This is a genomic window from Roseomonas sp. TF40 (assembly GCF_057219975.1).
The window spans coordinates 114,117-134,842 of record NZ_JBXVVR010000001.1; the positions used below are offsets into that span (position 1 = coordinate 114,117).

The 20,726-nt window shown below is 70.3% G+C and carries 17 protein-coding genes; 9 read left to right on the forward strand and 8 right to left on the reverse strand.

The genetic code is table 11. From position 1 onward, the window contains the following. Positions 1-22 precede the first annotated feature (22 nt). Positions 23-946 (reverse strand): phosphate/phosphite/phosphonate ABC transporter substrate-binding protein, encoded by a 924-nt coding sequence (locus AC2D9U_RS00505; protein ID WP_484745316.1) that lies wholly within the window; start codon positions 944-946, stop codon positions 23-25. A gap of 283 nt (positions 947-1,229) precedes the next feature. Here AC2D9U_RS00505 and AC2D9U_RS00510 point away from each other — a divergent pair, with 283 nt between their 5' ends. The 4 genes from AC2D9U_RS00510 to AC2D9U_RS00525 all read left to right on the forward strand — a co-directional run bounded on the left by AC2D9U_RS00510 (position 1,230) and on the right by AC2D9U_RS00525 (position 5,627). Further along, positions 1,230-2,009, forward strand: coding sequence for a hypothetical protein (locus AC2D9U_RS00510; RefSeq protein WP_484745319.1), 780 nt, complete (start codon positions 1,230-1,232; stop codon positions 2,007-2,009). Continuing rightward, positions 2,006-3,064 carry a toxic anion resistance protein gene (locus AC2D9U_RS00515; RefSeq protein WP_484745322.1) on the forward strand — a complete coding sequence of 353 codons (1,059 nt, stop codon included), beginning with the start codon at positions 2,006-2,008 and terminating at the stop codon, positions 3,062-3,064. The genes AC2D9U_RS00510 and AC2D9U_RS00515 overlap by 4 nt, the downstream gene beginning before the upstream one ends. 26 nt (positions 3,065-3,090) lie before the next feature. Beyond that, a complete protein-coding gene (locus AC2D9U_RS00520; RefSeq protein WP_484745325.1) occupies positions 3,091-4,056 on the forward strand; it encodes a tripartite tricarboxylate transporter substrate-binding protein in 966 nt (321 codons plus the stop codon). Between the two features lie 92 nt (positions 4,057-4,148). Beyond that, complete coding sequence (locus tag AC2D9U_RS00525) at positions 4,149-5,627, forward strand: helicase HerA domain-containing protein (protein ID WP_484745330.1); 1,479 nt, start codon at positions 4,149-4,151, stop codon at positions 5,625-5,627. 13 nt (positions 5,628-5,640) lie between these two features. Here the strand turns inward: AC2D9U_RS00525 and AC2D9U_RS00530 are convergent, their stop codons facing one another. From AC2D9U_RS00530 to AC2D9U_RS00540, 3 genes are all read right to left on the reverse strand, one after another. Further along, positions 5,641-6,510: a class I SAM-dependent methyltransferase gene (locus AC2D9U_RS00530; protein WP_484745334.1), complete on the reverse strand. Its 870-nt coding sequence runs from the start codon at positions 6,508-6,510 to the stop codon at positions 5,641-5,643. Positions 6,511-6,562: 52 nt separating this feature from the next. Next, a complete protein-coding gene (locus tag AC2D9U_RS00535) occupies positions 6,563-9,643 on the reverse strand; it encodes a glycosyltransferase (RefSeq protein ID WP_484745338.1) in 3,081 nt (1,026 codons plus the stop codon). Positions 9,644-9,745: 102 nt separating this feature from the next. Then, positions 9,746-10,735, reverse strand: a complete 990-nt coding sequence (locus tag AC2D9U_RS00540; protein ID WP_484745340.1) for a DUF2891 domain-containing protein — start codon at positions 10,733-10,735, stop codon at positions 9,746-9,748. A gap of 133 nt (positions 10,736-10,868) precedes the next feature. Here AC2D9U_RS00540 and AC2D9U_RS00545 point away from each other — a divergent pair, with 133 nt between their 5' ends. Further along, on the forward strand, positions 10,869-11,303 hold the full coding sequence (locus AC2D9U_RS00545) for a hypothetical protein (protein WP_484745343.1): 435 nt from the start codon (positions 10,869-10,871) through the stop codon (positions 11,301-11,303). A gap of 3 nt (positions 11,304-11,306) precedes the next feature. On the opposite strand, the gene AC2D9U_RS00550 is transcribed toward AC2D9U_RS00545, so the two are convergent. Beyond that, entirely contained in the window at positions 11,307-11,735 is a 429-nt protein-coding gene (locus AC2D9U_RS00550; protein ID WP_484745344.1) for a VOC family protein, read from the reverse strand. Between the two features lie 154 nt (positions 11,736-11,889). Between AC2D9U_RS00550 and AC2D9U_RS00555 the strand changes: the two genes are divergently transcribed. The 4 genes from AC2D9U_RS00555 (at position 11,890) to AC2D9U_RS00570 (ending at position 15,743) form a co-directional block, all read left to right on the forward strand. Next, complete coding sequence (locus AC2D9U_RS00555) at positions 11,890-12,936, forward strand: cysteine synthase A (protein WP_484745345.1); 1,047 nt, start codon at positions 11,890-11,892, stop codon at positions 12,934-12,936. 5 nt (positions 12,937-12,941) lie between these two features. Then, positions 12,942-13,595, forward strand: a complete 654-nt coding sequence (cysE, locus tag AC2D9U_RS00560) for a serine O-acetyltransferase (RefSeq protein ID WP_484745347.1) — start codon at positions 12,942-12,944, stop codon at positions 13,593-13,595. A gap of 158 nt (positions 13,596-13,753) precedes the next feature. After that, entirely contained in the window at positions 13,754-14,548 is a 795-nt protein-coding gene (locus tag AC2D9U_RS00565) for an enoyl-CoA hydratase/isomerase family protein (RefSeq protein ID WP_484745349.1), read from the forward strand. Positions 14,549-14,561: 13 nt separating this feature from the next. Continuing rightward, positions 14,562-15,743 (forward strand): acetyl-CoA acetyltransferase, encoded by a 1,182-nt coding sequence (locus tag AC2D9U_RS00570; protein WP_484745350.1) that lies wholly within the window; start codon positions 14,562-14,564, stop codon positions 15,741-15,743. Between the two features lie 48 nt (positions 15,744-15,791). On the opposite strand, the gene AC2D9U_RS00575 is transcribed toward AC2D9U_RS00570, so the two are convergent. The 3 genes from AC2D9U_RS00575 to AC2D9U_RS00585 all read right to left on the reverse strand — a co-directional run bounded on the left by AC2D9U_RS00575 (position 15,792) and on the right by AC2D9U_RS00585 (position 20,656). Next, positions 15,792-18,275, reverse strand: coding sequence for a glycosyltransferase (locus AC2D9U_RS00575; protein WP_484745352.1), 2,484 nt, complete (start codon positions 18,273-18,275; stop codon positions 15,792-15,794). 15 nt (positions 18,276-18,290) lie between these two features. Beyond that, positions 18,291-19,277 (reverse strand): Hint domain-containing protein, encoded by a 987-nt coding sequence (locus AC2D9U_RS00580; protein WP_484745353.1) that lies wholly within the window; start codon positions 19,275-19,277, stop codon positions 18,291-18,293. A 413-nt stretch (positions 19,278-19,690) separates the two neighbouring features. Beyond that, complete coding sequence (locus tag AC2D9U_RS00585; RefSeq protein ID WP_484745355.1) at positions 19,691-20,656, reverse strand: Hint domain-containing protein; 966 nt, start codon at positions 20,654-20,656, stop codon at positions 19,691-19,693. Positions 20,657-20,726 lie beyond the last annotated feature (70 nt).

Genomic DNA, 20,726 nt, shown 5'->3' on the forward strand with positions numbered 1-20,726 from the left:
GCGATGGTCGGGTTCCCGTCCTTCAGGCGTTGGACAGGAGGCGCCGTGTCTCCGCCACCACGGGGTCGAGCTCCGCCAGGTCCTCGGGCGTGACGCGGCGGATGGTCTGGAAGCCGGTGCCGGCGAAGAAGCGCTGGCCTTCCTCGGTCCGCGGCATGATGGCGAGGCAATTGCCGATCCGGCGAGACTCCGCCTCACCGATATGGTTGCCCAGCAGCACCAGGAAGCCGGGCACGCGGGTGAATTCCTGCCAGACCACCAGCGCGTCGCGCACATCGGCGCGGATGGCGTTGAACTCACCCCGGCTCATCACCGCAAGCGGCGTGTCCGGCCCGGTGAGCAGCTGCGCCAGGCTGTCCTCGTTGCGCGCATGCACGGCGGTCACGTCGCGCCCGATCTCGAGCCCCTGGGCGCGCAGCCAATGGGTGAAGGTCAGCGCGACGAGGGATTGCGGGTTGGTCATCGCCACGGCGCGCCCGCGCAGCATCGCGATGTCGTTCACGGGGCGGCCGCGATGGCAGACCAGAAGGCCCGGGATGCGCGGCTCGTAGATCGCCACTGGCCTCAGCCCGCCATCGATCTGCGCCACGCGGCCGAGATTTGCTGCGGTCACCACCAGGCCGAAAGCGCCGGCCATGGTGCGTTCATGGAAGGCCTGCAGGCTGGGCGCGGTGACGATCTCCACCGGCCGGGACAATTCGCGTTCGAGGAAGGTGCGGAAGGGCTGGTACTGCGCCAGCAGGACGCGGGCGCTGACATTGGGCATGACGCCGAATTGCAGCGCGCCAGCCTCCTGGCCGCGGGCGCCGCCGTCGAGGAAGGGCAGGGCGGCCGCGCCCAGCACGCTGCGCCGCGCGATGGCGGAGGGCGCGCGCGGACCCGCCTGGGTGCCACGGCGGGCACCCGCCAGGGGTGCGCCCTGCGGCGCGGGGGGACGGGGATGCATCGACTCGGCCTTACCGCTTCCCGGAGTTCATCGAAGGGTCAAAGCCCTTTATGCCACAAATGCGCGAGCGATGCAGCCTTCGATTGGAATATCGCGCGCCCCCCCGGCCGGGCGCCCCCGCCGGCCTTGATGCGGGGGGGGCGAGGGGCGATGTGTTACCCATCATGGCCAAGATCGACCGCACGCTGCTGCCCTCCCTGCCCCTGGCTTTCCGCCGGCTTGCCGGTGTCTGGGTGCTCGGCCTGACCTTCTGGCTGGCCGCGGCGATCGCGCTGTTCCGGTGATGAGCCGCCCCGAGGATCTGCGCCGGCGGCATGTCGAGCCGCTGCGCCAGGTGGTGGAGGAGCGATTCAGTCGCTTCCGTGCCGGCACGCGCGGCCTGCTGCTGCCGCTCTTCGCCTGGCCGCTCGGCCTCGACCTGATCGTGGAGGTGGTGCAGGGCGACAGCCGCGGCGTGGCGGCGGCCGCGCTCGGCATCGGCCTGCCCCTGCTGGCCGTGCGCAAGCTCCGGCGCGGGCGGATCGGCGATACGGCGCGCGCGGCGATCCTGATGGCGGTGGCCACCGGCCTCGTCGCCGGGCTCGGCGCCAAGCTGCCGCCCCTGATCGCCGTCATGCTCGCCTTCGGGGCGTGGTTCGGCACGCGCCTGCTCTATGACGGCGCGGTGCAGGAGGTCGCCCCCCCCGCCGAGCCTGCCCCGCCGTCCCCGCCCGGCCCGCTGGCCGAGGCCGAGGCGCGGCTCGCGCGGCTGCGGGCGCTGGACGATGCGCGCCTTGCCCCCGTGCTCGGCAGCATGGCCGCGGTGCTGGAGGACCTGGCCGCCCGGCCCGAGCGCCTGCCGCTGGCCCGGCGCTTCCTGACCGTGCACCTCGACGGGCTGGAGCGCATCGCCGATCGCCTCCAGGCCGGCGCCGAGCCGCCCGCGGGGCTCGACCCGCTGCTGCGGGACCTCCAGGGCGCGGCGGAGGGGCTGATCGCCCGGCTCCGCGCCGAGGAGAGTGCCGCCCTCGACATCCAGGTGAAGGTGCTGGCCGACCGCCTGCGCCAGGAAGGCTATGCATGAGCACGACCCAACCGACCGTTCCGGAACCCGCGGTGATCGCCGAACTTGCCCGGCAGATCGACCTCAAGGATCCGGGCTCGATCCTGCGCTTCGGCCAGCAGACCCAGACCCAGGCCCAGGCCGCCGCCGACGCGATGCTGGAAGGCGCGCGCAACCAGGAGACGGGGGAGGCGGGGCGCACGCTTTCCTCGCTGCTCTCCACCCTGCGCGGCTTCGACGTGACCAAGCTGGACGAGAAGCCCGGCCTCTTCGCGCGGCTGTTCACCAAGGCGGGGGCCGAGGTCACCGGCATCATCCAGAAGTATGAGACGGTGAAGGACCAGATCGAGGCGATCGGCGACCGGCTCGACACGCACCGCACCCGCCTGCTCGAGGATGTCGAGCGGCTGGAACGGCTCTACCAGGCCACGCTCGACTGGTTCCACGCGCTCGGCGAGCACATCGCCGCCGGGGAGAGCGTGCTGGCGCGCACCGATGCCGAGGCGATCCCGGCGCTGGAGGCGGCGCTGCGCGACAATCCGGGCGACGACCTCGGCCCGCAGCGGCTGCGCGACCTGCGCGGCGCGCGCGACGAGCTGGAGCGGCGTGTGCACGATCTGCGCCTGACGCGGCAGGTGGCGATGCAGGCACTGCCCTCGATCCGCCTGATCCAGGAGAACGACAAGGCGCTGGCGAGCAAGATCCACTCGGTGCTGGCCAACACCGTGCCGCTGTGGCGCCAGCAGCTGGCGCAGGCACTCGCCATCCATCGGATGCGCGAGGCCGGCGCGGCGGTGAAGGAGGCCACCGACCTCACCAACAAGCTGCTCACCGCCAATGCCGAGACGCTGCGCCGCGGCAATGCCGAGGCCCGCGCCGAGCTGGAACGCGGGGTCTTCGACCTGGACGCCGTGCAGAAGGCAAATGCCGCGCTGGTCGCCACCATCGAGGACAGCCTTCGCATCGCAGATGAGGCACGCGGCCAGCGGGCGCGGGCCACCGAGGAACTCGCGAAGCTCGAGGCCGATGTGCGCCGCGCGCTGAGCCAGGCCAAGGCCTCTCCGACCAGGACGTGACTGCCAGTACCAAGGGAGAAACAACAATGCTGAACCGCCGTAGCCTGTTGGGAGCCAGCGCCGGCCTGCTCGCCGCACCCGCCCTGGCGCAGCCCGCCTGGCCGGGCGGGGCCATCCGCATCGTGGCCCCCTTCCCGCCGGGCGGCTCCACCGATGCGCTGGCGCGTCTGCTGCAGCCGCAACTCACCCAGATCCTGGGCGTGCCGGTGATCGTGGAGAACCGGGCCGGGGCCTCGGGCGCGCTCGGGACGGCGGCCGTCGCGCGTGCCCCGGCGGATGGCAATACCTGGGTGCTGGTCTTCGACACCCATGCGGTGAATCCGGCGCTGATCGCCAATATGGGCTTCGACACGGAGCGCGACCTCACGCCGCTGCTGCTCTTCGGCACGGCGCCGATGATGCTGACGAAGCACCGGACCCGCCCCTGGGCGGATTTCGCGGCGATGGCGGCGGCGGCCAAGGCGCGGCCCGATACGCTCACCTACGGCACGATCGGCAATGGCTCGCTCGCGCATCTCACCATGGCCCTGCTGAGCAAGGCGGCCGGGCTGCAGCTGGTGCATGTGCCCTATCGGGGCGGTGGGCCGCTGGCGGTCGCGGCCGTGGCCGGCGAGGTGGACATGCCCATCGCGACCCGCCCGGCCATCGGGGCGCATATCGACAGCGGGGCGCTGGTGCCGCTCGCCCAGACCGGGGCCACGCGCTCGCCCTCCGTGCCGGATGTGCCGACGCTGGCGGAGGTCGGCGTGCCGGGGATCGATGCGCGCGCCTTCTGGGGCTTCCTCGGCCCCGCCAACCTGCCCGCCGCGGTGAAGACGCGCATGGAGGCCGCGCTGCGCCAGGCCCTGGCCGTGCCGGAGACCAATGCCCGCGTGCGGGCCTTGGGCATCGATCTCGACCCGCAGGGCGAGGCCGCCTTCGCGAGCTTCCTCTCGGCCCAGATCGCCACCTGGGGCCGCGTGGTGCGGGAGAACAACATCCGACCCGATTGAGGGAAGCTGGCGCCGCGCGGCGGGGCGGGGTAGTGAGCGCGCCCCGCACCCGGCGCGCGGTGCGGCTTTGATTCGGGGATCAGCTTCAGCGCATGACGATCGCGATCGAGATGGGCCGCGCGCCGGGCGGCGAGCCGGCCTGCCTCGACCTCGAGGAACTGCTCTCCACCCGCCTGCTGGTGCAGGGCAATTCGGGCTCGGGCAAGTCGCATCTGCTGCGCCGGCTGCTGGAACAATCGGCGCCCTGGGTGCAGCAGGTGGTGATCGACCCCGAGGGCGATTTCGTCACCCTGGCCGAGCGCCACGGCCATCTCGTGATCGACGTGGCCGAGCACACCGAGGCGATGCTCGCGCGCATCGCCGACCGGGTGCGGCGCCACCGCGTCTCGGTGGTGCTGAACCTCGATTCCGTGGAGCTTGAGGCGCAGCTGCGCTGTGCCGCGGCCTTCCTCGCCGGCCTCTTCGACGCCGACCGCGAGGCCTGGAGCCCGGTGATGGTGGTGGTGGACGAGGCCCAGCTCTTCGCCCCCGCCATGGCGGGCGAGGCCTCGGACGAAGCGCGCCGCGCCGCGCTCAACGCCATGACCAACCTGATGTGCCGCGGGCGCAAGCGCGGCCTTGCCGGCGTCATCGCGACCCAGCGCCTGGCCAAGCTGGCGAAGAACGTGGCGGCCGAGGCCTCGAACTTCATGATGGGCCGCACCTTCCTCGACATCGACATGGCGCGCGCGGCCGACCTGCTTGGCATGGAGCGCCGCCAGGCGGAGATGTTCCGCGACCTCGCGCGCGGGCATTTCGTGGCCCTCGGCCCGGCCCTGTCGCGCCGGCCGCTGCCCATCCGCATCGGCGCGGTGGAGACCGCGACGCGCAGCGCTGGCCCCTTGCTGGTGCCCCCGCCGAGCGCCGCCGAGGTGGAGACGGCGCGCGAATTGGTGCTCGCCACGCCCGAGGCCGCGCCCGCGCCGCCGCCCCGCCGAGCGCCGCGCCCGCCCGCCCCGGACATCCTGGCCCAGCTTGCCCAGTATCGCCCGGCCGCGCCCGACGAAGCCCCGGCCGCGCCGCCGAGCGCGGAGGCCCTGGCCGAGCGCGAGCGCAAGCTCGACCTGCTGCTGCGCCAGGTGGTGGAGGATCCGGACTCGGCGCTCCGCCCGGCGAGCCTGCTCTACCAGGATTTCCTGGTGCGGCTGCGCATCCATGAGGTGCCCGACCCGCCTTCCATCGGCGTCTTCCGCCGGATGCTGGCGACCGCGCGCGCCGGCATCTCGGCCGAGGCGGCGGAGGGTGAGGATTGGGCGGCCGCCGTGGCCCGCGCCGAGGCGCTGCCCGAGGACGCGCAGGGGGTCTATCTGCTGCTGGCGCGCCACGCCCTGGAACGCCTGCCCTGTCCGTCGGACGCGGCGATCGCGCGCGCCTATGGCACGCATTCCCCTGGCCGCGCGCGCCGCCTGCTGGCGTGGATGGAGGAACGCAACGCCATCGTCTGCCGCAGCGAGCGCGGCGGACGGCGCGTGGTGGCGATGGTCGGGCTGGGCTGGGAAACGGGGCCGGGCGAGCCGGAAGCGCTGGCCTGAAGGCCGGCGCTTCTCAGCGGTATTGCGCGACGATGTAGTTCGACCAGCCGATGGACGACCACAGCCCCATCTGGCGGCAGGTCAGGTCATCGCTGTCGCGGCCCCGAGCAATCATCTCCTCCGCCAACTGGCCGAGCCATGTCTCGGCGCTCTCCTGCACATGGAAGCCGTGTTGCGTCAGCAGTGCGGAGACCTCGTCGCGAGAGGGAGTTTCGAGATGCGTGTTGTCGTCGAAGAAGTTGAAGGTCTGAATGGTGTACTGGCACTCCGCCGCCAGATCGGCTGCGCGCGGCAGCGTCTTGGTCATGGGGTTGGGCCACTCGAAATACAGCCGCGCCCCCGGGTTCGCCGCGGCGGCGATGGCGGCGATGAGGCGAGCAGGGTCTGCCACATGCTCGATAAGGTGGGAGGCCATGAACCCATCGAATTTGGTGCCGCCGAACGTCGGCAAGCCTTCATCCAGGTTCGCCACCTGCCAGTCCTTGTAGAGATGGGCGTGGTCGCCGCGCTGCAGATCCACGCCATACATCTCGATATCCAGACGCCGCGGGGGCTGCCATTCACGCCAGATGGCAAGCCCGCCGCTGCCTGCGCCGATGTCGAGCAGCCGCGCCTGCCATCCCAGGGTCTTTACGAAGCGATGCCGCGGATACGCGGTCCAGAACGCGACCTGCGCGGCCTCATTCGAGCAATCGAGCCGCGCCGGCACCGCCAGAAGGCGGCGCAGCTCACGGGAGATGGCCTTGCCAGTCAGGTCGAGCGTCTCATCGGCGAAATCCAGGCGCGGGGCAATTGCCGGGACATGCGTCGGTGTCGCTGCCGTCTGCTTCGCCTCGCGTCCTGATGAAACCAGGAGGCGCTTGAGTTTCTGCGTGATGTTCATGGCGCTCTCCTTGCGAGCAGTCGACATTCGGTGAGCTTGGGGCCGCGGGGCATCACAGACCGCCGCGGGCGCGGGCGAAGACGTCGTTCAACGCGTGCTGCATCGCCGCGACCGAGAAATGCGCCGCGACATAGCCGGTCTGCGCCCGAGCGCGCGCCATCCAGGTCGCGTCATCGCGCAGCAGGTGCAACGTGGCCTCGGCCAGGGCTTCGGCCGTATCGGCGATGTCGCAGACCTGCTCCAGGCCCGGCAGGCCCTGCGCGCCCACCGAGGTCGTCACCACCGGCACGCCGGCGTGCATGGCCTCCACCACCTTCAGCTTCACGCCCGCTCCGACCCGCAATGCACACACTGCCACGCGCGCCCCGGCATAGAGGCGCGCGAGTTCTTCATCGGAAAGGAAGCCTGTCACCTCCACTGCGTCGCCGGCCAGTGCCAGGACTTCGGGCGGCGGGTTGGAGCCGGCGAGCACGAGCCGCGTGCCCGGCCGGTCGCGTCGCAGCAGCGGCAGGATCTCCCGCGCCAGCCAGAGCGCGGCATCGACATTGGGCAGGTGGCGGTAGCCGCCCACGAAGATCACGCGGGGCTCGCCGGAGGGCGGTGCCACGGGCACGCTGGGCGGGGGCAGGGCATAGGCGGCAATGGCCTCTGCCCGCACGCTTGGCTCCAGTGCGCGGACCTGGGCGGTCTCCTCGGCGGAGGGATAGAGCACCACGTCGGACATGCGCCAGACCCGGCGTTCGAGCGCCTGCATCTGCTCGATCGCATCCTGGCTGACCACGCCACCCAGGGTCGCATGCTCAAGCTGCATCCGCGCGAAATGCAGGTCATGACCGTAGAAGACGATGGGGGCGAGGCTGTGCCGGCGCAGCGCGCCGATCAGGTCCGCCGCCACGCCAGGACGCGCGACCAGCACCTCATCCAGCTCGGCACCGTTGGCGGCGAGCCAGGTCTCCGCATCCTTGACCCAGGGCTGGTAGAGCACCTCGATCCCCCGGGCCTGAAGCGCCTCCAGGTAGCCCGGCGTCGGATAGAGGTTCGCCGGCAGGAACTTCACCACCCGCCCGGTGGCGAGCAGAGCCTCCATGAAGGCGAGCATGGTGCGCGAACCTGCATCGCGATCTGGCTCGGGGATGTTGTTGTCGATGACGAGCGTCACCTTGCGGCCCATCGCGCGGTCACGCGCGCGCAGCACACGCTGGCCGGGCGGCAGCCCGTCACGCTCCAGCGTTGCGCGCCAGCGCTCGAGCAGCTTGCGCCCGTTGGTCACCTGATGCGCCTTGATGCCCGCCTTCGTGTCGGTGCCGTGCGAGGCGCCCTCATGGTGGATGATCATCGCCCGGGGCTGGTAGAGTACCTTCCACCCCGCGGCGCGCAGGCGGAAAGCAAGGTCGCTGTCCTCGCAATAGGCGGGCAGGTAGTGCTCGTCGAAGCCGCCCATCTCCTCCCAGCGCGTGCGGGGCAGCATGATGGCGGCGCCCGAGATGTAGTCGGCCTCTCGCACGTAGTTGTATTCGGGTTTGCGCGGGTCGTCGCGGCGGCCGTAATTCCAGCCGGTCCCGTCGCGCCAGATGATGCCGCCGGCCTCCTGCTGCACGCCATCAGGGTAGAGCAGGCGCGCGCCGACCATGCCGGCATCGGGGCGTGATTCGAGGAGTGCGAGCAGCGCATCGATGGCGCCGGGCATCACCTCGGTATCGTCATTCAGGAAGAACAGGAACTCGCCGCGCGCCTCGGTCGCGGCCGCATTACAGGAGCGCAGGAAGCCAAGGTTCTGTTCGCGCAGGATCAGGCGCAGGCCCTGCACCGCAGCCAGGCCTGGCACGCGCGGATCGCCCGAGGCGTCATCGACCAGCAGCACCTCGAAGGACGCCGCCGGTGGGGCGGCGGCCAGAGAGGCGAGGCAGCGCAGCACATGCTCCACCTGGCCGTAGCTCGGAATGATGACGGAGACGCGCGGCGCCTGCGCTGTCGTCGGCAGCATGATCGCGCCGGGCTCGGGCAGGGTGGCGAGCGGCGGGGGCAGCTTCAGCGTACCGCGCAGATCCCGCGTCTCGGCATCGAGGCGCGCCATCATGCGCCTAAAGGCGCTGCGTTCGCGCAGCCGGGCCGGCAGTTGCAGCGTCACGGTCCAGTAGAGGACGCGCACGAGGCGCTCGCCAGCCCAGGCCAGGGCAGGGAAGCGCCGGCCAATTACACGGAAGGGACCGGTAAGTCGCCAGAGCGTGCTGGTGCGGATCTTCTCGATGTGGGCACCAAGATCGGCGGCGAGCCGACGGGATTCGGCCAGTTCCGCCATCACCTCGCCATGGCGCTGGCGCAACCGCGCCAGCTTCGCGCTGGCATTGAAGAGATCATCGATCGAGATCTGCTGCGCATAGACGCTGCCCGTGATGGCGGGCAAAGGCGCGGCGCTGGCCATGGCGATGAGGTAGGGCGCCTGGGTCAGGCCGGGCCCGGCCTCGATCACCTGCTCGACACGCCGGTCATAGCTGCGCCAGCCCTCGGTCGCGCCCTCGAGCGGGGCCATCACCGAGCCGACGATGCAACGTTGGGCGAGGATGCGGTGATGGACGAAATAGCGGCCGAGCAAAGTGGCGAATTCCGCCGGCGTCAGTTCCAGCACGTGATGCGGGTTGATGGGCTGGCCTGGCGCCGAATACACGAGCCGATCCGGGGTGGAGACCAGCAGCATCCCGCCCGGCCGCAGCACGCGCCGCACCTCGCGCAGAAAGGCCTCCTGGTCGTGCAGATGCTCCAGCGTCTCGAAACTGACCACGACATCCACGCAGGAATTGCCAAGGGGCAGGGCCGTGGCATCGCCGGCGGCGAAGCGGAGGTTCTCGGTGCGATAGGCGCGGGCGGCATGCGCCACTGTGGCCGGGTCGATCTCCACCCCCACCACCGAGCGCGCCACACCGGCCAGCAGAGCCGCGCCATAACCTTCGCCCGAGGCCACATCCAGCACGTCGAGCCCCGCGCAATAGTCGCGTGCCAGGCAGTAGCGATGGAAGTGTTCGAAGGCGACCTGGCCTTCCATCTCGGTGGTCATTCGCTCACCGGTGAAGGCCAGAGGCACCTCGGCGCGCGGCACGGGGAAGGGGCCGTCCGGGCGCGGTCCGCTTTCCGTCATGCCGGCCGCGCCCCGATCGCTCGCTGAAGTCATCCCGATGCCTTGTCCCGCACAACCGGGGGTGTCCCTAACGGAAACGCCCCCCCTGCACAACGCCGGCCCTTATGGACCTTCCAGCGCCAGCAGGGCGAAGCTCGCGAGCCAGTGGCCGCCCATGTAGTGGTCGTCCAGATGCGGCAGTGCGGCGGCGATATGTGCCTCGGCCGTCGCGGCGAGCAGGGGCGAACGCGGGTCCCCCACCGGCAGCCTGCTGGCCAGTTGGCGCCAGCACCAGGCGCGCGAGAGGTTCAGCCCATCCAGGTGCACGATCCGCCCATCGGTGCGGTCCGCCACCTCCGCCGGGGTGAAGAGGCTGGCGGGCAGGCGCGCCTCCAGGCGCGGCAGATAGGCCGAGAGCCAGGGCAGGAACTCGTCATGCGGCAACAGCCGCGCGAGGCAGACCGCTGTGCAGAGCGTGGGGGACAGGAAATCCTCCCCCGATGGCTCCCAGGCCTGGGCATCTGTGTCCGCGGCATGCCAGCGCCGCGCGGTCCCGGCGAAGAGATCGAGAAGGCCCTTGTCGTGGCGCGCCGCCCAATCCGCAGCGAGCGTCAGGGCGAAGGCGCTGTTGCTGTGCATGCCCGGTCGCAGCGGATAGGTGGCGCGCGGCAGCCAGACATGGAAGCGCGCCGCGAAATCGCCTGCCAGCGGTGCCAGGGCGGCGGCCCAGCGCGGTTCATCCAGCGCCTCCAAGGCGGTCTGCAGGGCCAGCAGCCAGGCCCAGCCATAGGGGCGCTCGAAGCCGCCGGTCCCGGGGCGGGCAAGGTAGGCGCGCTCCCCGGCCACCGCTTCCGGGGTGAAGGCGGCGTCGAAGCGCGCGCGGATGGCGGCCGCCCGATCGGGCAGATGCGGCAGCAGCCGCGCCAGCAGCCAATGCGTGTGCACCGAGGAATGCCAGTCGAAGCTGCCGAAGAAGACAGGGTGCAGATCGCGCGGGCGGCGCAGATCGTCAGGGCCGGTCAGCAGGTGGTCGAGCTTGGTCGGCCACTCCTGCGTCACATGGCCAAGGGCAATGCCGGCCAGGCGCTCGGCGAGGCTGGGTGTGAGGCGCATGCGGGGCTCCGGACCGGTCCGGCAGCCAGCACAGCACTGGCCCGGCCCCTCGACAACTGTCGGGGAATCATGGATTTTGCCGCCATGGAGGCCCCGGTCGCGGCTGGCCGCCCCCCCGATCCAGGAGACCTGCATGAGCGCCGACAAATCCGGTGATCGCGCTGCCATCGTCGCAGCCAAGCGCGCTGAAGCGCGGGCCGCCCGCCAGCAGGCCGCGGCGGCCGCGCGTCCCGCCCGGGCGACCCCTGCGCCCAAGGTCGAGACCCCGAAGGCCGTGACGCCGAAGCTGCCCGCGCCGGCCAAGACCGCGCCCGCCGGCCCTTCGGCCGCTGCGCCCGACAAGGCCGCCCGCGCCGAAGCCGTGGCTGCCCGGAGGGCACTGGCCGCGCAGCGTGCCGAGGCCCTCGCCGCGCGGAACGCCGCCATTGCCCAGCGCAAGGCGGAAGTCGAAGCCCGCCGGGCGCAGCGCGAGGCCGCCCGGGCCGCGCGGGAACAGCGCGCCGCGGCCCTGGCCGAGCGCCGCCGCGCGCGGGAGGCGCGCGCGGCCGCCAAGGCGGCGAAGGGCTGAGGCTCAGCCGCGCCGCGGGCCGCGCCCTGGCGGATAGGGCCAGCGCGGCTCGTTGAACTCCTGGATCTCCAGCCAGTAGCCCTCGGGATCCTTGAAGAAGGCCGAATAGACGGTGCGCCCGCCGAGCATGTTCGGCGGGCCGTCGAACTCGACGCCGCGCGCCTTGAAGTGTTCGTAGGCGGCCTCGACGTCTTCGACCAGGAAGGTGAACATCATCCCCTTGGTCCCGCGCGGGCGGCCTGCCTTGTTGCAGACGCCAAGGAAGCCCGTGGGGCTCACCTGGAACACCCGGCACACGCCCTGGTCCAGCACCTGCGGCAATTCGAGCACGTCGCGATAGAAGGCGGCCAGTCGCTCGAGGTCGTCGGTGTAGAGCCAGACAACATTTTGTTCGATGAAGATCTTTTTCCCGGCCCCGGCTTCGGCAGTCATGTTGCTCTCCGCTTTGCGCTGCGCATGGAAGGGATGTGTCGTTGCCATGCGAAGCGAGCATGCATGATGCGCGCACCGGCGTGAACCGCGCGCGTCGGCCGCTTGGCGCGCGTGGCCGAGATGCCTTTATGGAGGACAAAGCAGGAGCCTCCGCATGTCGCTTCCCCTTCGCCAGGCGCTGACGCCGCAGCCCGATGCCCCGCCGCGCATCGCCGAGGGCTTCTGGGGCGCGGTCGGCCACACGCCGCTGATCCGCCTCCGGCGCGCCTCCGAGGCCACGGGTTGCGAGATCCTGGGCAAGGCGGAGTTCATGAATCCCGGCGGCAGCGTGAAGGACCGCGCGGCGCTGGGCATTCTCCAGGATGCGGTGGCGCGCGGGCTGCTCACGCCCGGCCAGCCCGGCACCATCGTCGAGGGCACGGCGGGCAATACCGGCATCGGCATCGCCCTGGCCGCCAATGCGAGGGGCTGGCGCAGCGTGATCGTGATGCCCGAGACGCAGAGCCGCGAGAAGATCGACTACCTGCGCATGATCGGCGCCGATCTGCGCCTGGTGCCGGCCAAGCCATTCGCCGATCCGGGCAACTACGTGCATGTCTCGCGCCGCCTCGCGGAGGAGATGGGCGCGGTCTGGGCCAACCAGTTCGACAATCAGGCCAATGCGGCCGCGCATGAAGCCACGACCGGGCCCGAGATCTGGGCGCAGACGGGGGGCGCGATCGATGCCTTCACCTGCGCCTGCGGCACGGGCGGCACCCTGGCGGGCGTCGCCCGCGCGCTCAAGGCGCGCAAGCCCGGCCTGCGCATCGTGCTCGCCGATCCGCTCGGCAGCGGGCTCCACAGCTGGATCAAGACCGGCGAGGTGAAGGGCGAGGGCAATTCCATCACCGAGGGCATCGGCCAGGCCGCCCGCGCGCCGGGCAACCTCGCCGCCGCGCGCGGCTTCATCGACGATGCGGTGCGCATCCCCGATGCGCTGGCGCTCGAGCAGGTCTTCGACCTGCAGATGCACGAAGGCATCTCGGTGGGCGGCAGTGCGGGGCTCAACGTGGCCGCCGCCATTGCCGTGGCGCGCGACCTCGGCCCCGGCCATACGGTGGTGACGATCCTGTGCGACGGCGCGGCGCGCTACCAGTCGAAGCTGTTCAACACGGCCTTCCTGCGCGAGCGCGGCCTGCCCACGCCGCCCTGGCTGGATTGAGCGCCATGGAGATCCTGGAACTCGCCCGCACCATCCGCGCGCGCGACCCGGCGCGGCCAAGCTGGGCGGAGGCGATCTTCTGCTATGCCGGGCTGCATGCCGTGCTGTGGCACCGGCTTTCCCATGCGCTGTGGCGCGCGGGGCTCGGCACGCTCGCGCGCTGTTCCTCGCATCTCGCGCGCTGGCTGACGGGGATCGAGATCCATCCCGGCGCGCGCATCGGCCGGCGGCTGTTCATCGACCACGGCATGGGCGTGGTGATCGGCGAGACGGCGGAGATCGGCGACGACGTGCTGATCTATCACGGCGTCACGCTGGGCGGGCTCTCGGGCCAGCCGGGCAAGCGGCACCCGACCATCGAATCCAACGTCACGATTGGTGCCGGCGCACAGGTGCTCGGGCCGATCCGTGTGGGCCGTGGTGCGCGTGTGGGGGCGAATGCGGTGGTGGTGGCGGAGGTCGGCGCGGGCTGCACCGTGGTGGGCATCCCCGCCCGCCCACCGGCCGGCCAGCCCTGCGGCGATCCCTCCATCGGCTACGGCCTGACCCATCCGGGCGAGGACCCGGTCGCTGAGCAATTCGCCCAGCTCCGCGCCGAGCTCTTCGCGCTGCGGGCCGAGGTCGCGACCCTGAAGGCGGCGCAGCGCGAGGGCGTTTGACAGCGGCCCCGTCGCGGGCCAAGCCTTCGCCAGCAGGCGGCGTTCTCACGAACGCAGCCTGCTAGAGTCGTCTAGTCTAGCGCAAGAAATGCGTTCAGCGTCGCGGCAGCGCCGCAACCCAACTGAACGCATATTGCTCTAGCCAGAGGGAACGCCGCATGCGCGAAGAACCGCCCGTCCTCATCACCCGCGAGGGACCGGTGGTGCGCGCCACGCTGAACCGCCCGGCGCGGCGCAACGCCATGAACCAGGCGCTCGTCGATGCGCTGGATGCGCTGATCGCGGACCTTGCCCAGGACAGCAGCGCGCGCGTGCTGGTGCTCACCGGCGCGGGCGGGCATTTCTGCGCCGGGCTCGACCTCACGGAAGTGGGCGCGGTGGAGACGCCCGAGGAGAAGCTGCGCAACCAGCAGGCGCGCAACGCGCGCACCGGGGCGCGCTTCACGGCCATCAGCCAGTTGCCGCAGGTGGTGATCGCCGCGGTGCAGGGCTCGGCCTTCGCCGGCGGGCTCGGCTTCGTCACCTGCGCCGACATCGCGCTCGCTTCCGCCGATGCGCGCTTCTGCGCGCCCGAGGTGCGCCGCGGGCTGGTCCCCGCGCAGATCCTGCCCTGGCTGGTGCGCCGCATGGGCCGCAGCGAGGCCACGCGGCTCGTGCTGCAGGGCCAGGTGATGGACGCGACTGAGGCCGCGCGCGTCGGCCTGGTGCACCAGACCCTGGCCGATGCCGCGGCGCTCGAGGCCGCGCTGGCCGCCACCATCGCCGACATCCTGCAGGGCGCGCCCGGCGCCCTGGCCGAGACCAAGGCGCTGCTCGCCGCCCTCGGCCCCGTCGCCACGGCCGAGTATGCGGCCGCGGGCGCGCAGAGCTTCGCCCGCCGCGCGGCCAGCGCCGAGGCGGCCGAGGGCATCGCCAGCTTCAAGGCCCGCCGCCCGCCATCCTGGGCGCCCTGAGGGAGGATCGACCATGAACGCCTGCATCGTGGGCTGGGCGCATACGCCCTTCGGCAAGCTCGATGACGCGCCGGATATCGAGACACTGTTCGGCCGCGTCGCGCGCGCGGCCATCGCCGATGCCGGGATCGAGGCCGGCGAGGTCGATGCCGCCTTCGTCGGCGTCTTCAATGGCGGCTTCACGAAGCAGGATTTCTTTTCCTCCCTGCTGCTGCAGACCGTGCCCGAACTGCGCTTCAAGCCGACCACGCGCTACGAGAATGCCTGCGCCACCGGCACCGCCGCGATCCATGGCGCGCTGGATTTCCTCGCCGCCAAACGCGGCCGCTTCGCCCTGGTGGTCGGTGCGGAGAAGATGACATCGACCCCCGGCCCGCAGATCGGCGATATCCTGCTCAGCGCCTCCTACCGCAAGGATGAGGGCGAGATCCCGGCCGGCTTCGCCGGCGTCTTCGGCCGCATCGCCGAGGCCTATTTCCAGCGCCATGGCGACCAGTCCGACGCGCTGGCCGCCATCGCCGCCAAGAACCACCGCAACGGCGTGCACAACCCCTATGCGCAGATGCGCAAGGATCTCGGCTTCGCCTTCTGCCGCACCGAGAGCGAGAAGAACCCCTATGTCGCCCGGCCGCTCAAGCGCACTGACTGCTCGCTGGTCTCGGATGGCGCGGCGGCGCTGATCCTGACCGATGAGGAGACGGCGCGCAGCATGGCAGCGAATGGCGGGCGGGCGGTGCGCTTCCGCGCCGCGGTACAGGCCACCGACGTGATGCCCATCGCCGCGCGCGACATCATCCGCTTCGAGGGCGCGCGCGCCGCCTGGGGCCGGGCGCTGGCGGAATCGGGCCTCGCGCTCAAGGACCTCGACTTCGTCGAGACGCATGACTGCTTCACGGTCGCCGAGCTGATCGAATACGAGGCGATGGGCCTGACGCCGGAAGGGCAGGGCGCCCGCGCCGCGTTGGAAGGCTGGACCGCGAAGGATGGCCGCCTGCCAGTGAATCCCTCGGGCGGGTTGAAGTCGAAGGGCCACCCGATCGGCGCCACGGGTGTGTCCATGCATGTGCTGACGGCCATGCAACTCACCGGCAGCGCGGGTGAGATGCAACTGCCCAAGGCCGATCGCGCCGGCGTCTTCAACATGGGTGGCGCGGCGGTGGCGAATTACTGCTCGGTGCTGGAGCGATTGGGCTGAGCGGCGCCGCGCCGCGCAATCGGCATTAAGGGATCGGAGCTGCTCAGGTCAGGCAGGGGCCGCCGCCGCCTGCCCCGGCATCGAGGGTGGGGCCAGCCTGGTAAGATGGCTGCCCTTGGTCGCGGCATTCCAATAGCGCGCGGTCTGCTTGTAGGGCAGCGGTATGTGGCACTGGACGTGGCGTGCCGCCTCGTGGAAGGGGAGTATGGTCACGCCCTGCGCGCCCTGGCCGGGGCTGGCTTCGCGGCAGGCACGCGCCACCGCGCGTGTCAGAAGGCCCGGCCCGGTCTTGGCCCAGATGCTCTCATTGTCCCGCCTCATGATCGCCTGGCGCGCCTCTACCGCGGCATAGGCAAGGACCGGATGTGCGGGCGCCGCCAGGATCAGGTTGTTGGCAATCGCGCCCATGGGTTCCTGGAACACCACGAGCCCGCGATGCCTGGCGAGCAGGGCGTCCAGCGGGCTGATCAGGCGATCGTCGCTGTCGGCGTAGATGCCGCCCTTCGCCGCGAGGAAGCAGAGCCGAAAAAAGTCGCTCTCCTCGGCGGCGTGGCGGGTCATCAGCAGGGCGGCGGCCCATTCGGCCCCGAACTCCGCGCGCAGGAACTCTGCGGCCGTCCGGCGGTTGAACATCACGTAGGCCGCATCCGGCACGGCGCGCCAGCTCTGCATGATCGCCTGGAGCGACGCCGGGGGCTCGCCCAGGCTCCAGTACTGCAGCACGACCCGCGGGATCGGCCGCGCCGCGGGGGAATCCGCCAGGGAGGGAGATGCCCGCCTTGCCAGGAACTGGTCGATCGTCTGGATGCTCGGGCCGACGAAACGCATCGCGTCGGCGGAAACATCATCGGCCTTGTCGCCAAGGCGGGACTCGGTCTGGGCCACTTCCAGGTCGGTCATGAGCAAGCCGTGCAGCGAGGATCGGAAATGCATGCTGCGCCGGGCGTTGCCGAAGGTGGCTGCTGTCGCCAGAAGGGCGCGTGCCTGATCCGCCCGGCCGAAGCGCACCAACAGATTCTGGTGCCGCCCCGCCATCAATTTCCGTAACCTGTGATCCTGCGACGCTTCGATGAACGCGAGCGCCCTGGCGGCCTCGCCGATGGAAATCAGGGCGTTGATGGCGGCAACACGATCCTCGACGACGCCGGTGTCGGGGTTGGCGAGGTAGCGCTCCGCCTCAAGTCGGGCGGCCTCGCTGCGTCCGGCCGCGGCCAGCCAGTCCATGTGACGGCGCCTGAGCAGGGGCTCCGCCGGCCAGAAGCGGCGCGCGAAGCCGAGATAGCGAAGCGCGAGGTCGCGCTGCCCCAGTTGCAGCAGCAGATGGCCGATCTCGACGATCTCCTGGGGCGTTCGCGGCTTGCCGCGTTGGCGTCCGCGCAGGGCGCAGGCCGGTCCCTCGGTGAGGGCCGCGTATTCAAGGTCGAAGACCGGCAGGACGGCGCTGGCGAGGCGACGCCGCAGAAGGGGTGCGAAATGCAGCCCTTGATCCGACGGGAGCGCCAGGGACCAGCGCAGGATCTGCTTGGCGAGCGCGAGACTCAGCACAGGCTTGTCGAGAATTGCCGTCAGCAACCGGTCGCAGGTTTCGCGCCGACCGAGCAGCTCGGCGAGGTCATAGAGTTTCCAGAGACTCGACGACTTCAGATGCGTGGCCTGCGCCGCGCAGGCCTCGACCCATGATGCCGCTTCCGGACGCCACCCGGTGATGTCAAGGCGGGGCAGGAGGCTGGCAAGCCCGGCGGCCAGCCGGCCGTCGCCGGTTCGGTTCAATCGTGCATGAAGCTCGCATGCCGCCTGCCGCAGGGCAGCGGCGTCGCCGTGCTCCATCAACACCTCGATCCGCGCAAGCCAAGCCTCGGCATCGTCAGGTGCCGCCGCGAGAAGCCGGTCGAGCAGGGCGTCGCCTGCCGCCTCCTGCCCCGCGAGGCGCAGGGCCCTTGCGAGTTCGACGCTGACGTCGCGATCCTCCGGCGCGGCCTCCTGGAGCGGCGCGAGCAGGGCCACGGCCTCACCCGGGCGACCAAGTTCCAGGAGGTAGCCGGCCTGCCGAACCGCCAGGCTGCGCTCGGCGGGGCAGAGCCTGCGCGCGGTGTCGCAAGCCTCAAGCGCTTCGGCCTGCTGCCCGGCGCTCCACAGGGTCTTGATCAGCGCGGTGTGGGCTTCGCGATAGCTCGGCTTGGCCGCGATGGCCGCGGCGTAGGCAACGAGCGCTCCGGCGCTGTCTTCAAGCGCAGCGAGGGTATGACCCAGTTCCAGCGCGGCCCCTGCATCCTTCGGGTGATCGCGATGCAGGGGGGCCAGGAGAGCAAGAGCCTGTGCGGCAAGCCCGTGCCGACGGAGCAGAACAGCAGCCTCGCGCAGCAGGCGGCGATCGGCCGGTGCTCCGCACCAAACAGGCGCCAACATGGGCGCCAGCGCGTCCAGCGCCTCGGCCTTGCGCCCTGCCCGCAACAGATCAACCGCATCCGCCAGGATAACGTTTGGCGAGGGGCAGGACGTTCCTGCTACCGCGGCTCCCGGCAGTACGGACACGGTCGGCTGGCCGCCTCAGGCAGCCCTGAGGCGCTGCAGCAGGGCGTTGGCCTCGGCCACGATCTCGGCGTCATAGGCCGGCAGGCCGAGCTGCGTGCGCAGCGCCGCGGGCAGCATGCGCTGGGTCGAGATGCGCGGGCGCTTCATTTCGGGAATGATGCGTTCGGCGCCGTAGAGGTCCAGGTATTCCTGGTGGTTGTCGAAAAGGCTGCGGCGGACATAATCCACGAAGGTTTCAGCCGGGGCCCCGTTGGCGAGGATTTCCTCATGCGCTTCGGTCTCGACGTGATACCAGGTGTAGCGCTCAGGGATCTCTGCAGCCGGGACGAAGCGGATGGTGGTGCCGTTCACGAGCGCACCTGCGTTCACCGCGAGGTCGCCAAGGATCAGCGCATGATCGGCCGTGAGGACCAGGTCGGCATGCGGCAACCCGCCGCCAAGCGCGCCTTGGGCGACGCGCACGGCGCGGTCGCGCGGGCTGGCGAAGGCCTTGCGGATGCTCTTGCGGCCGATCCACTTGACCGGTACGGCGCGGCCATCGGCGGTGAACACCAGATCACCGATGCGCAGCGCCTCGACCGTGGTGGCGCCGTCCGGGGTGGAGATCAGGGTGCCGGCGGCGAAACAGGCCGGGTCGCTGCCGAATGACATCGTTTCAGGATAACTCAAAATGGTCCGCAACTCCAGGCCAGCACCGTCCGGAAGCGTGGCGCTGTCGAAGAGAGCCAGCAGCGCGGTGTTGTCGGTTGGCACCGCTTGTGTCCCGAAGATGTAGGCCGTCTGGCCGATGAGCGTCGCCGTGCCGAGGTAGTAGGCTTCGCCACCGGAAAAGATGTACGATCCGTTTATCGTGTCGGGCGAGAAGCCGAACACGGTCACTCGATCGCCGACGGAAACGGTGCCGTCATCGACGCGGGCTCGAATGAAGCCACTGTTGTTGTCCTCGGCGTAACCGGTCGTGTCGGAGCTTGCGGAGGAGCCGAAACTGAAAACCGTCGCCATCACCGGAATCCCTGGACAAAGCAGAAGCAGAAACTAGCGCGGAATACAGGCGCGCTCTACTGACTTCTGATTAACGCACTCCATTAGTTTCGCATCCGGCGGGACATGCCCGAAACCCGTTGCGGGTCGAGGACGCCGGTCTGGGTCGGGCCTGTCACGCCGCGGCGCCGGCTTCCCAGGCCCCCCCGTCAAGCGAAGCAATTCTTGCCCACGCGCAGGCACGATCTGTCTGCCGGCCCAATTGCATGCTCTTCGAATTTCACATCGCCGGCAGGTGACCAGCACCGCGCGGCGCGGACGCCGCCGCGCGCGCCGCGTTGCGGTCGAAGCGCCACAGTCGAAGCGAATGCCAAACGGCCAGCGCCTCCATATCGTCGGGAGGCGCTGGCAGCAGGAGAATCAGGTTGGTCGCCTCAGGCCGCCTTGAGGCGCTGCAACAGGGCGTTGGCCTCGGCCACGATCCCGGCGTCATGGGCCGGCAGGCCGAGCTGCGCGCGCAGCGCCGCGGGCAGCATGCGCTGGGTCGAGATGCGCGGGCGCTTCATTTCGGGAATGATGCGCTCGGCGCCGTAGAGGTCGAGGTATTCCTGGTGGTTGTCGAAGGCGCTGCGGCCGACATAGTCCACGAAGGTTTCGGCGGGCGCACCATGGGCGAGGATCTCCTCATGGCCTTCCGTTTCGATGTGATACCAGGTGAAGACGGGCGGCATCTGCGCGAGAGGCACGAAGCGGATCGTGGTGCCGTTCACCATCGCACCCGCATTCACCACCATGCCGTGCCAGATCATGCCATGCGCGGCGGTGACGTAGAGGTCGCTGTGCGGCAGGCCATTGCCGAGCGCCCCGGCCGAGATGCAGACCGGTTCCATCTTTGGGGAAGCGAAGATGTTGTTGCGGATCTGCTGGCGGCCGATCCACTTCACCGGCACGGTGCGGCCGTCGGCGGTGAGGATGAGGTCGCCGATGGTGAGCGTTTCGATGGCGCGCTCGCCCTCGGGCGTCGCGATCAAGCTGCCTTCGAGGTAGCAGACGAGGAAGGGGGCCGTGTTCAGCACGTCCGGCAGAATAGCGGGAGGAAGGTGGGTGTGCGGATCTGGTACATTCACGAAGACAACGTTGTAGGTCTCCCCTGGGTAGAGGAAATTGACTTCATACCGCATCACAACGTGTTCGACACCTGCTTGGGTGAAGGTGCCGATGAAGGTTCCAGTCGCCGGTGGGGCGCTAAGCGTATCTCCGAACTGGAAGGAAGTCCCGCTCGGGGCTGTAAGGTTAGAAACGGTGCCCGAGAATGCACCACCGTCACGAAAGTCAGCGACCGAGAAAAAGTCCCCCTTATGATTATAGGTTGCCATGTAGTTGTAATCATAGGTCGCCATCAACAGCCTCCAGCTTGTCCCTGCATCGTTTCTTGTTCAAGGCCGCATGGCTTGGAGCAAACACGCCTCG